Source organism: Nitrobacter vulgaris, assembly GCF_002028545.1.
Classification (GTDB): domain Bacteria; phylum Pseudomonadota; class Alphaproteobacteria; order Rhizobiales; family Xanthobacteraceae; genus Nitrobacter; species Nitrobacter vulgaris.
Window position 1 is genome coordinate 41,342 of record NZ_MWPQ01000006.1, and the last position, 13,959, is coordinate 55,300.

The 13,959-nt window shown below is 61.5% G+C and carries 11 protein-coding genes; 5 read left to right on the forward strand and 6 right to left on the reverse strand.

Going from position 1 to position 13,959, the window contains the following annotated elements; all coding sequences use genetic code 11:
- Positions 1-113: 113 nt before the first annotated feature.
- The 6 genes from sucD to B2M20_RS02825 all read right to left on the reverse strand — a co-directional run bounded on the left by sucD (position 114) and on the right by B2M20_RS02825 (position 6,051).
- Complete coding sequence (sucD, locus tag B2M20_RS02800) at positions 114-998, reverse strand: succinate--CoA ligase subunit alpha (RefSeq protein ID WP_079445580.1); 885 nt, start codon at positions 996-998, stop codon at positions 114-116.
- The gene (sucC, locus tag B2M20_RS02805) at positions 999-2,198 is read right to left on the reverse strand and encodes an ADP-forming succinate--CoA ligase subunit beta (protein WP_079445581.1); all 1,200 of its coding nucleotides are present in this window, start codon (positions 2,196-2,198) and stop codon (positions 999-1,001) included.
- A gap of 203 nt (positions 2,199-2,401) precedes the next feature.
- The gene (gene mdh / locus B2M20_RS02810; RefSeq protein WP_079445582.1) at positions 2,402-3,370 is read right to left on the reverse strand and encodes a malate dehydrogenase; all 969 of its coding nucleotides are present in this window, start codon (positions 3,368-3,370) and stop codon (positions 2,402-2,404) included.
- Between the two features lie 103 nt (positions 3,371-3,473).
- Positions 3,474-4,658 carry a cell division protein ZapE gene (zapE, locus tag B2M20_RS02815; RefSeq protein ID WP_079445583.1) on the reverse strand — a complete coding sequence of 395 codons (1,185 nt, stop codon included), beginning with the start codon at positions 4,656-4,658 and terminating at the stop codon, positions 3,474-3,476.
- 65 nt (positions 4,659-4,723) lie between these two features.
- The gene (thpR, locus tag B2M20_RS02820) at positions 4,724-5,260 is read right to left on the reverse strand and encodes an RNA 2',3'-cyclic phosphodiesterase (protein ID WP_079445621.1); all 537 of its coding nucleotides are present in this window, start codon (positions 5,258-5,260) and stop codon (positions 4,724-4,726) included.
- A 140-nt stretch (positions 5,261-5,400) separates the two neighbouring features.
- On the reverse strand, positions 5,401-6,051 hold the full coding sequence (locus tag B2M20_RS02825; protein WP_079445584.1) for an arylesterase: 651 nt from the start codon (positions 6,049-6,051) through the stop codon (positions 5,401-5,403).
- A gap of 202 nt (positions 6,052-6,253) precedes the next feature.
- Between B2M20_RS02825 and B2M20_RS02830 the strand changes: the two genes are divergently transcribed.
- The 5 genes from B2M20_RS02830 (at position 6,254) to B2M20_RS02850 (ending at position 13,801) form a co-directional block, all read left to right on the forward strand.
- Positions 6,254-6,982: an ABC transporter ATP-binding protein gene (locus tag B2M20_RS02830; protein WP_079445585.1), complete on the forward strand. Its 729-nt coding sequence runs from the start codon at positions 6,254-6,256 to the stop codon at positions 6,980-6,982.
- Positions 6,983-7,109: 127 nt separating this feature from the next.
- Entirely contained in the window at positions 7,110-9,665 is a 2,556-nt protein-coding gene (locus B2M20_RS02835) for an ABC transporter permease (RefSeq protein ID WP_079445622.1), read from the forward strand.
- A 282-nt stretch (positions 9,666-9,947) separates the two neighbouring features.
- On the forward strand, positions 9,948-10,739 hold the full coding sequence (locus B2M20_RS02840; RefSeq protein WP_079445586.1) for a Bax inhibitor-1/YccA family protein: 792 nt from the start codon (positions 9,948-9,950) through the stop codon (positions 10,737-10,739).
- 216 nt (positions 10,740-10,955) lie between these two features.
- Positions 10,956-12,014 (forward strand): ligase-associated DNA damage response exonuclease, encoded by a 1,059-nt coding sequence (locus B2M20_RS02845; protein ID WP_079445587.1) that lies wholly within the window; start codon positions 10,956-10,958, stop codon positions 12,012-12,014.
- The gene (locus tag B2M20_RS02850; RefSeq protein WP_079445588.1) at positions 12,011-13,801 is read left to right on the forward strand and encodes an ATP-dependent DNA ligase; all 1,791 of its coding nucleotides are present in this window, start codon (positions 12,011-12,013) and stop codon (positions 13,799-13,801) included. Before B2M20_RS02845 ends, B2M20_RS02850 begins: the two co-directional genes overlap by 4 nt.
- The last annotated feature ends 158 nt before the right edge of the window (positions 13,802-13,959 follow it).

Sequence of the window (13,959 nt, forward strand, 5' to 3'; positions counted from 1 at the left end):
ACGGCGCACGCGTTTTTGCCAGTGAGAACAGCCTTTCTCCGGCAAGATCAGCGCGAATTTGAACGTTATCCTATTTATGAGGGAACTTCCCGCCGAAAAGACCAAGACCTGAATCAAGACTTCAACTTTTCGACAAGAGTTTTTCCCAGTCGCGCCGGAGACGGGGAGACGAAGATGCCGGCCGCCTCCATGGCTGCGGTCTTGGATGCGGCGTCGCCCTTGCCGCCGGAAATGATCGCGCCGGCATGGCCCATGCGGCGGCCGGGAGGCGCGGTGACGCCGGCGATAAAGCCGACCACAGGCTTCTTGCGGCCGCGTTTGGCCTCATCGATCAGGAACTGGGCGGCGTCTTCCTCGGCCGAACCGCCGATCTCGCCGATCATCACGATCGAAGTGGTCTTGGGATCGGCCAGGAACATTTCCAGCACGTCGATGAACTCGGTGCCCTTGACCGGGTCGCCGCCGATACCAACCGCGGTGGTTTGGCCGAGGCCTTCCTGGCTGGTCTGGAATACCGCTTCGTAGGTCAGCGTGCCGGAGCGGGAGACGATGCCGACATGGCCCGGCTTGAAAATGTTCGCGGGCATGATGCCGATCTTGCATTCGCCCGCCGTCACAACGCCCGGGCAATTCGGCCCTATGAGCCGGGACTTCGATCCCGATAGCGAACGCCTGACCCGCACCATATCCAGCACCGGAATGCCCTCGGTGATGCAGACGATCAGCGGGATTTCGCTGTCGATCGCCTCGCAGATCGCGTCTGCTGCGCCGGCCGGCGGCACGTAGATCACGCTGGCGTCGGCGCCGGTCGCCTCGCGCGCTTCGCGGACGGTGTCGAACACCGGCAGGCCGAGATGGGTCTGTCCGCCTTTGCCCGGCGAGGTGCCGCCGACCATTTTCGTGCCGTAGGCGATCGCGGCCTCGGAGTGAAACGTGCCGTTCTTGCCGGTGAAGCCCTGCGTAATGACGCGGGTGTTCTTGTCGATCAGAACGGACATTTACGCGACCCCTTTCACGGCCTTGACGATCTTCTGCGCGGCGTCGTCGAGATCGTCGGCGGGCAGAACGTTGAGGCCGGACTCGCGGATGATGGTCTTGCCGGCGTCGACGTTGGTGCCTTCGAGGCGAACCACCAGCGGGACATTGAGGCCGACCTGCTTTACCGCGGCGACAACGCCATCGGCGATGACGTCGCATTTCATGATGCCGCCGAAGATATTGACCAGGATGCCTTTCACATTCGGATCTGCGGTGATGATCTTGAACGCGGCTGCGACCTTGTCCTTGGAGGCGCCGCCGCCAACGTCGAGAAAGTTTGCGGGCGACATGCCGTAGAGTTTGATGATGTCCATGGTCGCCATCGCAAGGCCCGCGCCATTGACCATGCAGCCGATCTGGCCGTCGAGCGCGACGTAGCTCAGATCAAACCTCGACGCCTCGATCTCCTTGGCGTCTTCCTCGCTCTCGTCGCGCAGCGCCACCACATCGGAATGGCGGTATAGCGCGTTGCTGTCGAACGATACCTTGGCATCGAGCACGCGCAGTTCGCCTTGCCTCGTGACGACGAGCGGATTGATCTCCAGCATCGCCATGTCTTTGGCGATGAAGGCATTATAAAGCTGCGCCACCAGCTTCTCCGCCTGCTTGCCGAGATCGCCGCGCAGTCCCAGCGCCTTGGCGACGGTACGGCCGTGATGGCCCATCACCCCTGTGACGGGATCGACCGAGAGGGTCACGATTTTTTCCGGGGTTTTGTGTGCGACGTCCTCGATGTTCACCCCGCCTTCGGTGGAGACCACGAACGAAACTCTGGACGTTTCGCGGTCGACCAGTGCCGAGAGATAGAACTCCTTGTCGATGTCGAAGCCTTCCTCGATGTAAAGACGGTTGACCTGCTTGCCGACAGGACCGGTCTGCACAGTCACCAGCGTCGCGCCGAGCATCTGGCCGGCAAACTGCTTCACCTCGTCGATCGATCTGGCGAGACGGACGCCACCTTTGTCGCCGGCGGAGGCTTCCTTGAACCTGCCCTTGCCGCGGCCACCCGCGTGAATCTGGCTTTTGACCACCCAAACCGGACCATCGAGCGTTTTAGCCGCCGCCTCCGCTTCCGATGCCTTCAGCACCGCAACCCCTCGCGAGACCGGCACGCCAAACTCCCGCAGCAACGCCTTGGCCTGATATTCGTGGATGTTCATCTGGATGGTCTCCGACCCGCGGGAAGGACAATTTTGGCAGGAACAATTTCGACCATTTCCGCCGGCCAAGATATGCCCGCCGGAGGGTCGAGGTGGGCAGTCACCTCGAGATGTCCTTGCCAGCAGTGGGTTGCCGCATCTGAATTTCGCAATACTGGCCGCACGCGTATCCGTTCCGAACGATACCGAATGGCAGTGCCCGATCAGCCGTCAAGCAGATCGGGCGCGATCTTTTTGCAGGCATCGACGAGTCCCCGAACCGCAGCGACCGATTTGTCGAAGGCTTCCCGGTCCTTGCCCGCCAGTTCAATCTCGACAATGCGCTCGACACCCTTGGCGCCGATCACCACGGGTACTCCGACATACATGTCATCCACGCCGAATTCGCCGTTGAGATAGGCGGCGCAAGGCAGCACACGTTTCTTGTCCCGCAGGAAACTTTCCGCCATCGCGATTGCGGAGGCGGCTGGGGCATAGAACGCCGAGCCGGTCTTGAGCAGATTGACGATCTCGGCGCCGCCGTTGCGGGTGCGATCCACGATCTCATCGATGCGGGCCTGTGAGGTCCAACCCATTTTGACGAGGTCCGGCAGCGGAATGCCCGCCACTGTCGAGTACTTCACCAACGGCACCATGCTGTCGCCGTGACCGCCAAGCACGAAGGCTGTGACGTCTTCGACCGAGACGTCGAATTCGTCTGCGAGAAAATAGCGGAAGCGTGAGGAGTCCAGCACGCCGGCCATGCCGACTACCTTCTTCGCGGGCAGGTTAGATGCCTTCTGAAGTGCCCACACCATGGCGTCGAGCGGATTGGTGATGCAGATGACGAAGGCGTCGGGCGCGTATTTCTTGATGCCGGCGCCGACCTGCTCCATCACTTTAAGATTGATACCGAGCAGATCGTCGCGGCTCATGCCCGGCTTGCGCGGGACACCGGCGGTGACGATGCAGACGCTGGCGCCTTCGAGCGCTTCATAGGAATTGGTGCCGGTCAGCCTGGCGTCGAAGCCATCCACCGGAGAGGACTGGGCGATATCGAGCGATTTGCCCTGCGGAACGCCCTCCGCGATATCGAACATCACGACGTCGCCAAGTTCTTTCAGTCCGATGAGATGAGCGAGCGTCCCTCCGATCTGACCAGAGCCGATCAAGCCAATCTTGTCGCGCGCCATGGAAATTTTGTCCTTTGATGACAAAGAGCAGGGAAGGGAGAATATCGACAGGATCGTGGTTAGACCTTTCGTGGGACCTGTTCAAGCGTCGCAACGTGCAACGTCAAGTCTCCACCAGGCCGGTGGCTGTTCCGCTGGCGAGGGAATCGCTGCGACCATGGGCCCTCGCCAGATAGGAGTCCGAGTTCATCTCGATCAGACGCGAGGAGGTGCGTTTGAATTCATTCGCCTCGAAGCCGTCGTTGGCGCGATAGAGCGAAAGCTGATCGCTATCGCTCGACGCCATCAGTTTCACGCCGTTGTCATACAGCGTGTCGATCAGGGCGATGAACCGCTTGGCGGCGTCGCGGTCGTCATAGTCCATCACCGGGATGTGGTCGATCATAAGAGTGTGATAGTCGCGCGCGAGCCGTAGATAGTCGGGCGCCGCAAGTGGCTGCTCGCAGAGATCGGCAAACGAAAACCGGGCCACGCCGTGGGCCGAGCATGGCACGTGCAGAAGGCGGCCCTTGATCGCGATGTCACGCGGCTCGCAGGGCGCGCCGCCGGTCATGAGCGTCCAGGCTCTGTCGAGCGCCGCCTCAGCCTCGGCGTTGGCGGGTGTCAGCCACATCTTGACGCTGGCGAGTTTCTCCATGCGGAAATCAGTGCGGGCGTCGAGACGCAGAACGTCCATACGCTCCTCGATCTGCGCAATGAACGGCAGGAACAGCACGCGATTGAGACCCCCTTCGTAGAGGTTCTCAGGAGGGACGTTTGATGTCGCCACCACGACGGTACCGAGTTCGAACAGCCGCGCGAACAGACGGGCCAGGATCATGGCGTCGGCGATATCGGTGACATGAAATTCGTCGAAGCACAAAAGCCATGCCTGCTCGAAGATAGATGTCGCGGTGAGCTGAACGGCGTCGGCGTCGGCCATCTCACCTCGCGCGATGCTTTGGCGAAAAGCAAAGATGCGCTCATGCACGTCTGTCATGAACTCATGAAAATGGACCCGGCGTTTGTGGGCGACCCGGCTCTCCTGGAAAAACAGGTCCATCAGCATGGTTTTGCCGCGTCCGACGTCACCATGGATATAAAGTCCCTTCGGCGGAGGTTCGTCGTCGGAATGGAACAATTTGTCGAGGAAGCCCGATTTGCCCGCGGGCTTGTAGGTCATGAGCCGCTCGTCCAGCGCGGCAAGTGCTTCCACCGCCCGCGCCTGCGCGGAGTCCGCCTCGATCGCGCCTGACGTGACGAGGGCCTGATAGTGATTCCGGAACGATGTGGGTGACACCGAAAGCATCGGTCGGTTTTCGACTCCTGAGGGACGGAAATACAAGTCGTGGTGAAGATCTTGTGAATCGGCGGTCACGCGCTGAGCGCGTAGGAGTCCTCGACAACGTAAGGGCCGCCGCCGACCGAGGCACGCGAGGAGAACAGCACGAAGCGCTCGGCGGTGAATACCTTGGACGGGAAATAGCCGCGCACCGACAGATAGTTCGCGACGTCGTGGTTGGATGCGTCGCGCAAGCGGGCCAGCGTGACGTGGGGCGTGAACTTGCGGCCCTCGGGATCCAGCCCGCAGCGCCGCATCAGCCGTTCAAGTTCGGCTTGCAATTCGACCAGCGGCGCGCTCGGCTCCACCGAGGCGACGACGGCACGTGGTTTCTTGCCGCCGAAACTCGACAATCCCCGCAGCGTCACGTCGAACGGTTTGCGGTTGATCCGGGGCAGCACCGACGCGATCTCGTTGGCGGAGGCGCCGTCGATATCGCCGATGAAGCGGAGCGTGAGATGGTAGTTTTCGGGGTCGATCCAGCGGGCGCCCGGCAGACCGCCGCGCAAATCGGACAGCGTGCGGCTGATATCGGACGGTATTTCCAGCCCGGTGAACAAACGCGGCATCGCAAAACCCTCGATGCAAGTCTCGAAATCAATCTGGCGACGAATCACCAGTAGCTATTTTTACCGTAGTTCTGTGACCGTGCGAAGCGCGCGGCCGCATGGCGGGTAATTCCTTGCGAGAGCGGGCGCTCACTTGGTTGTCAGCCTTTCTGCTCACGGATAGCGCGGACAAAGGCCTCAACCGTGGGCAGGATATGTTCGACGATAATTGCCACGCCCGCGGCGGTCGGGTGCATGCCGTCGGCCTGATTGAGCCTTGTGTTCGCCGCGACTTTGTCGAGGAAGAACGGATAAAGCGGCACGTCGTATTTCTTGGCGAGATCGGGAAATATTGCATTGAATTGCGCGGCGTACTCGGCGCCGTAATTCGGCGGCGCGACCATGCCGCATAGCAGGACCGCGACATGGCGCGCCTTGAGGCGCTTCAGGATGTCCTCCAGTGCGGCGCGCGTCACTTTGGGATCAATGCCGCGCAGGGCATCGTTTGCGCCGAGTTCAAGGATCACGCCCTGCGTGCCGGTAGGCACTGACCAGTCGAGCCTGTCGAGACCGCCGGACGCGGTATCGCCGGAGACGCCGGCATTGCCGATCGTGACGTTCAGGCCCTTGTCTTTCAACGATTTTTCCAATTGTGCTGGAAATGCGGCGGCAGCCGGGAGTCCGAGGCCGGAGCTTAAGGAGTCGCCGAGCACCACGATCTTGGCGGGGCCATTGGCCGTTTCATCGGCCGCCTGGGCAGGCACTGCCATGGCGATGCCAGCGCCAAGTAGAATCCACGCAAAGGTGCGCATCACCCTCTCGACCGCCGTAAAAGAAATGCCATATGAGCCAGCATGGTGGTTCAGACGGTCTCTCCCATTTTGCTGCGAGTCCTCTAGAGACCTTCTGAACCAAACCACTTTGGAATAATAAGTTTCTAGTGTCCTTCTGAATCCGAAGTTCGCTCGGAACGGTCCGGCGGGGCAGGCGAACTTGGGATTCAGGACACTAGGCATGGACAGTCTCATTGAACCCTCGTTACCGGCCAGTCATTCCCAAAATCTCAAGCCGGACGCCATCGCCATTTCCAATGTCAATCTCACACTCGGCAGCGGCGCCGCGCGTGTCCATATTCTGAAAGACATCAGTCTCCGCATTGGCCGTGCCGAAGCGATCGGTTTGATTGGGCCGTCCGGGTCGGGGAAATCCACCCTGCTCATGGTCATGGCGGGGCTGGAACGTCCCGACCGCGGAGAAGTGGTTGTCGATGGCACTCATTTCAATGCTCTCGACGAAGACGGTCTGGCGCGATTTCGCGGACGTCACGTCGGCATCGTGTTTCAGTCCTTTCATCTGATCCCGACCATGACGGCGCTGGAGAATGTCGCCGTGCCGCTCGAACTCGCTGGCGCGCCGAACGCATCGGCGCGCGCAGCGAGCGAGCTGGATGCGGTCGGTCTCGGCGCGCGGCTGCATCATTATCCGACGCAGCTCTCGGGTGGCGAGCAGCAACGCGTGGCGCTGGCACGGGCGTTCGCGCCTGATCCGGCAATTCTCGTCGCCGACGAGCCGACCGGCAATCTGGATGAGGTGACCGGCCAGCAGATCGTCGATCTCCTGTTCGCCAAGCATGCCGAGCGCGGTATGACGCTGGTGCTGGTGACTCATGATAGCGCACTCGCGCAACGCTGCGACCGCGTGGTGAAGCTACGCTCGGGACGTATCGACGAGGCAGGTCGATGACTCATCAGCCATCATTGGGGATCTGCGGTAGGTTAAAAACACGTCATCGGTGCGCCCGGTCCGTGTTCATGGACTCCAGAACCGCGCGCTTCTTTCGCACTCGTGAATGCACAATGGCGCTTCGCGCATGACGACAAACAGGACCCGCGGGCTGCTTCTTCCACTGCGTTTGGCGTTGCGCGAACTGCGCAGCGGGCTGCGTGGCTTCTATGTCTTCATCGCCTGCATCGCGCTCGGCGTCATGACGATTGCCGGCGTCGGTTCCGTGGCATCCAGTCTGTCGGATGGGTTGGCGCGCGAGGGCCGCACGCTGCTTGGCGGCGATGTTTCGTTTTCGTTGATCCAGCGCGAGGCGAAGCCGGACGAGATCGCCTTCCTGCGTGCGCGAGGAACGGTCTCGGTGGCGGCGACGCTGCGCGCGATGGCGCGCGCGACGGACGGCAGGCTGGCGCTGATCGAACTGAAGGCGGTCGATCGGGCCTATCCCATGCTCGGCGCGCTGGCGCTGGAGCCGGACATCCCGATGTCCGATCTGTTCGCCGAACGTGAGGGGGTATTCGGCGCGGCCGTCGACCAGGCTCTCCTGGCGCGACTGGATCTTAAGATTGGCGATCGTCTCACGGTCGGCAGCGCCACCTTCGAGATCCGCAGCGCGGTTGACGCCGAGCCCGACAAACTAGCTGGCGGTCTTGGGCTCGGACCGCGCTTCCTGGTCAGCATTGATGGTTTGCGCGCCGCGGCATTGCTTCAGCCCGGCAGTTTGGTGCGCTGGATTTACCGGGTCCGGCTTGCGGGCAATAGTGCGGATGACAGGGCGGCGACGGCACTGGCCGATGCCGCGCGGGCGGCGCTGCCGGAGGCAGGCTGGGACATCCGCAGCCGCAACAACGCCTCGCCGCAACTTGAGCGGAGCATCTTGCGGTTTACGCAGTATCTGACCCTGGTCGGGCTTGCCGCCTTGCTGGTGGGAGGCGTCGGCGTCGGCAATGCCGTCAAGAGCCACATCGACCGGCGGCGCGACATCATTGCGACGTTCAAGGCAGTGGGTGCGACCGGACGCGACGTGTTTGCGATCTATCTAACTCAAATCATGGTGCTGGCCGCTCTCGGCTCACTTGCCGGTCTTGTAATCGGTGCGACGCTGCCTTTTATCATTGTCGGCGCGTTCGGCGATCTGCTCCCGCTGCCGGTCGTTCCGGCGTTGCACCCCGATGAATTGGCGTTGTCGGCGGTATATGGCCTGTTGACGGCGTTGGCGTTCGGCATGTGGCCGCTAGCACGGGTTCATGACATTCCGGTTGCGGCCTTGTTTCGCGATACCATTGCTCACGAAGTCCTTCGGCCGAAGACCCGCTACCTTGTCTTGATGATGCTTCTGATCGCAACGTTGGCCGGGATCGCTATTGGTCTAGCCTACGACAAGCGGGTGGCTCTGGTGTTCGTGGCGGCGTCGGCGATCGTGTTTGTGTTGTTGCGCGGCATCGCCTCCGGGTTGATGGCGCTGGCGCGGCGGCTGCCGCGATCCCGGATCACCATGCTGCGGCTTGCGGTTTCAAACATCCATCGTCCGGGAACGTTGACGCCGTCCGTGGTGCTTTCGCTCGGCCTTGGTCTCGCCGTTCTGGTCACGATCACCCAGATCGACGGCAATCTGCGGCGGCAGTTCTTGGCGTCGTTGCCAGAGCGTGCCCCTTCATTGTACTTCATCGATATCCCGTCGTCGGTATCGGATCGGTTCGACGATTTTCTCAAGCGGCTGACTCCGCAGGCGATCGTGGAGGACGTGCCGATGCTGCGCGGGCGCATCGTCGCGGCGCGCGGCGTCAAAGCGGAAGACCTGAAACCCTCCCGCGATGCTCAATGGGTGCTGCATAGTGATCGCGGCCTGACCTACACTGGCGACGTGCCAAAGGGATCGAAGGTCGTAGAGGGCGAGTGGTGGGGGCCGGACTATGATGGGCCGCCGCTGGTGTCGTTTGAGAAGAAGCTCGCCGACGGGCTCGGGCTCAAGATCGGCGACACCGTCGTCGTGAATGTGCTCGGTCGCGACATCACGGCCACCATCAGCAACATGCGCAGCGTTGACTGGCAGAGCCTTGGCATCAATTTCGTGTTGGTGTTCTCGCCCAATGCCTTTCGCGGCGCGCCGCATACCCATATCGCGACCCTGACCGAGATGCATCACGGCGCCGCGGAAGATGCCGCGATCATCAAGGCTGTGGCCGACGCGTTCCCGATGGTGACGAGCGTGCGGGTTCGCGAGGCCCTCGAAACCATCGGGGCGGTCGTTACCAACCTGGTCATGGCGATCCGTGGCGCCAGCGCCGTCACCCTGGTCTCGGCGATCCTCGTCCTTGGCGGTGCGCTGGCGGCCGGCCATCGCCACCGCGTCTATGACGCCGTGATTCTGAAAACCCTCGGCGCCACGAGGTCGCGGCTGCTTGGCGCCTACACGCTCGAATACCTCATGATCGGTGCCGCCACCGCGGTGTTCGGCATGGCGGCTGGTTCGCTTGCCGCGTGGCTGATCGTGACGCGGTTGATGACGCTCGGTTTCGAATGGCAGGCCGGCAGTGCGGCTATCGTGGTAGGTGCCGCACTGATTGTCACAGTCGCGTTAGGACTGGCCGGCACGCTGATGGCACTCAATCAGAAGCCGGCCTCGGTATTGAGGAATTTGTAACAAGATGTAGCGATTTTCATGGCGATCTCCTACCGGGAGCAGGTGGTTGGGGTCCTTGCGAGTTTTTTGCGTATCGCTCCCCTGGGTGAGGCCCCGAGCCTCTATTATCGGAGGGCGACATTCAGCCGCGCATGGAAGCTTGCGGCGAATGTGTTAGTTTCCCACATATGGGTTCGGTAGGACGCTGGTCCTGATGACCAAAAACCAATATCAGCAGGCCATGTATCCGAGACAGATTTGTACTGGTATCTTGCGATGCCAGCTAACCACGGGAATTCGACCATGTCGGACTTAGACCGCAACCATGCCACTCCGTTTGGCCGGACCGCCGGGCGCGTTGATACCGCGGCCGTCGATGCCGGTCTGCGGTCCTATATGCTCAAGATCTACAACTACATGTCGATCGGCCTCGCCATCACTGGCCTGGCCGCGCTTGGCGTCTACATGGCGGCCGTCACCAACGATCCATCGGGCGCAGCTGCTCAGATCGGAAACGCTTACCTGACGCCGTTCGGCTACGCGATGTTTGTGAGCCCGTTGAAGTGGGTTTTCATCCTCGCGCCGCTGGCGATGGTTTTCGTCATCTCCTTTGGCATCAACCGGCTTAAGCCTGCGACCGCGCAGCTGTTGTTCTGGGCGTTCTCGGCGTTGATGGGCCTGTCGCTGTCCTCGATTTTTCTGGTGTATACTCACACCTCGATCGTGCGGGTGTTCTTCATCACTGCGGCCTCGTTCGGCGCGCTGAGCTTGTTCGGCTATACCACCAAGCGTGACATGAGCGGCATGGGCTCATTCCTGCTCATGGGCCTGTTCGGCATCATCATCGCCAGTCTGGTGAATCTCTTCATCGCAAGCTCGGCGTTGCAGTTTGTGGTGTCTGTCGTCGGCGTGCTGGTGTTCGCGGGTCTGACCGCTTACGATACCCAGCGGCTGAAGAATGACTACATCTACGGCTATGCGTCGCAGGGCGGAGAAATCGCGGAACGCGCGGCGATAACCGGCGCGCTGTCGCTCTATCTGAACTTCATCAACCTGTTCACGCTGCTCTTGCAGTTGCTCGGACAGCGCGAGTAGGCATGATTCCGAAAAGCGGTCGTTCGATTTTGGATCAGATCATGCCTCACGGTCATGATCCCGAAAAGTGGTCTTCCGGTTTTCGGATCAGATCATGCCAAAATTGAACGGCCCCGATAATCTGATACGCGAAGCCCCGGCCAAGGCCGGGGCTTTTTCTTTGTGCTTTAAGATATCTTCAGGCGTTGGACTCGAACGATATCCGCGTCCGCTTATATGCCCCTCATGCGCCCGCAGGACATCCTGATGCTTGATGCCGCCGGATTGTATTGCAAACCTGGCGGCTTCCATATCGATCCGGTACGGCCGGTGGATCGCGCGGTCATCACTCACGGTCATTCCGATCATGCCCGTCCGGGCCACAGGGCGGTGCTGGCGACGCAGGAAACGCTCGACATCATGCGGCTGCGTTACGGCGATGATTTCGCGGGCTCTACGCAGGCGATTTCCTATGGGCAAGAGATCAGGCTGGGCGATGTCTCGATCACGTTTCATCCCGCGGGGCACGTGCTGGGCTCGGCGCAGATCGCGGTCACGCATGGTGGCGTCCGGATCGTCGCCTCCGGCGACTACAAGGATGTGCATGACCCGACCTGCACGCCGTTCGAGGTAGTTCAGTGTGATGTCTTTATCACCGAGGCCACGTTCGGGCTGCCGGTGTTTCGTCATGGCGATCCTGCTTCGGAAGTAGGCAAGCTGCTGGCTTCGGTCGCGCTGTTTCCGGAGCGTGCGCATCTGGTTGGCGCCTATTCACTTGGCAAGGCGCAGCGCGTGATCGCGCTGGTCCGCGATGCTGGTTACGGCGCACCGATCTATCTGCACGGCGCGATGAACAAAGTTACGCACTACTATCAAAGTCGCGGCATCGGGCTTGGTGATCTGAGGCCGGTCAAGGGGATGAAGAAAGCCGATCTTGCCGGCACTATCACGCTGGCGCCGCCCTCGGCTACGGCCGATCTCTGGACCCGGCGATTTCCAGATCCGGTGACGGCGTTTGCGTCAGGCTGGATGCGAGTTCGTGCGCGGGCGCGGCAACGTGGTGCCGAATTGCCGCTGGTCATTTCGGATCATGCCGACTGGACGGGATTGACCCGCACCATCGCCGCGACAGGTGCGGGTGAGATCTGGGTGACGCATGGCCAGGAAGATGCGCTCGTGCATTGGTGCACGACGCAGGGACTCGTTGCGCGTCCGCTCGCGCTGGTCGGCTATGGTGACGAGGACCTCGAGGAGGAGGTGGTGGTGAGCTTCTCCGGCGGAGAATACGGCTTATGAATCGCTTCGCCGAACTTCTCGACCGCCTCGCCTACGAGCCCGGCCGCAACAACAAGCTGCGGCTGATCACCGCGTATTTTCGCGAAACGTCGGACCCTGATCGCGGCTACGCGCTGGCCGCACTCACCGGCGCATTGTCGTTCAAGCACGCCAAGGCGGGTCTGGTCCGCGACCTGATTGCCGCGCGCGCCGATCCGGTGCTGTTCGCGCTGTCCTATGATTACGTCGGTGATCTTTCCGAGACCGTGGCGCTCATGTGGCCACAACAACAAGCTCTCGATGCTCAGTCCGCTCTCTCTTCTGCTGGCGGGAGATGGAACGAGCCGGCGAGTGGCGAAGGTCACATTCGTAAATCACCTTCCCCGACACTCACCGAGGTCGTCACCACGCTGCGCACGCTCGGCAAGGCCGAACTGCCAGCGCAACTTGCACGCTGGCTCGACGAACTGGACGAAACCGGGCGCTGGGCGCTCTTGAAACTTGTCACCGGCGCCATGCGTATCGGTATCTCCGCCAGGCTCGCCAAGACCGCAGCGGCTGCGCTTGGCAGCAAAGACGTTCACGATGTCGAATTGATCTGGCCCGGTCTCGCGCCGCCTTACCTCGATCTATTCGCATGGCTCGAGGGTTGCGGCGACAAACCGGTCAATCGCGACCCCGCGCCGTTTCGACCGGTAATGCTGGCGCACGCGATCGAGGATGCCGATTTTGTGCGTCTGGATGCGGCCGATTTCATTGCCGAGTGGAAATGGGACGGCATCCGGGTGCAGGCGGTGAGCGGTTGCGACGAGCATGGCAATGTCGCGGCGCGGCTCTATTCGCGCACGGGCGAGGACATCACCCACAGTTTTCCCGATTTGCTGCCGTCGCTGCGGCTGGTGGATTCTTCTGGAGTGACGCTTGACGATTCCCGAGAACCGCTTCGCACTTTTCGGCATCAAGCGTTCGCCATCGACGGCGAGTTACTGGTGGTGCGCGATGGACGGGTGCAATCGTTCAACGTTCTGCAACAGAGGCTGAACCGCAAAGCGGTGACGCCCAGGCTGATGAAGGAATTTCCGGTCCATCTGCGAGCTTACGACCTGCTCGACGACGGCGACAACGATCTGCGTGAGTTGCCGTTCGAAGATCGGCGGCGGCGGCTTGTTGATTTCATCGCTGCCCTCGGCGACCCGCGCATCGACCTGTCGCCGCGGGTCCCCTTTACGATCTGGGGCGAATTGGCGGCAGCCCGCGCCGACCCCGCCGGCGCCGGCGCGGATGCCGACGCCATCGAAGGTATCATGCTGAAACGTCGTGACGCGCCATATCTGCCGGGGCGTCCCAAGGGCCTTTGGTGGAAGTGGAAGCGCGATCCGCATATCATCGATGCCGTCCTGATGTATGCGCAGCGCGGCCACGGCAAGCGATCGTCCTATTACTCCGATTACACCTTTGGGGTCTGGACCGAGGGGGAGGAGGGCGAGCAGCTGGTACCCGTCGGCAAGGCCTATTTCGGCTTCACCGATGAGGAATTGCTTCAGATCGACCGTTTCGTCCGCCGCAACACCACCGAGAGTTTCGGCCCGGTGCGCCATGTCTTGCATGAGCCCGATCAGGGACTGGTGCTGGAAATCGCCTTTGAGGGCTTGCAGCGTTCGGCCCGGCACAAATCAGGAGTGGCGATGCGCTTTCCGCGGATTAACCGACTGCGCTGGGACAAGCCGCCGCGCGAGGCGGATCGGTTGGAGACGCTGGAGCGGATGCTGGTTTCCGAGGCCGCCGCATCAACCGGCGCTAGAGCATGATCCCGAAAAGTGGAAAACCGGTTTTCGGATAAGATCATGCTCGATCAAAAAGTTAAGGTTAGAGTCTGATTCAACGCCGTTGAACCAGACTCTAACGGCCATTGACGGCAAAGCGGTGGTTCCCCATCTGCCTCACACTGATTATGTTGCGCGGGTCC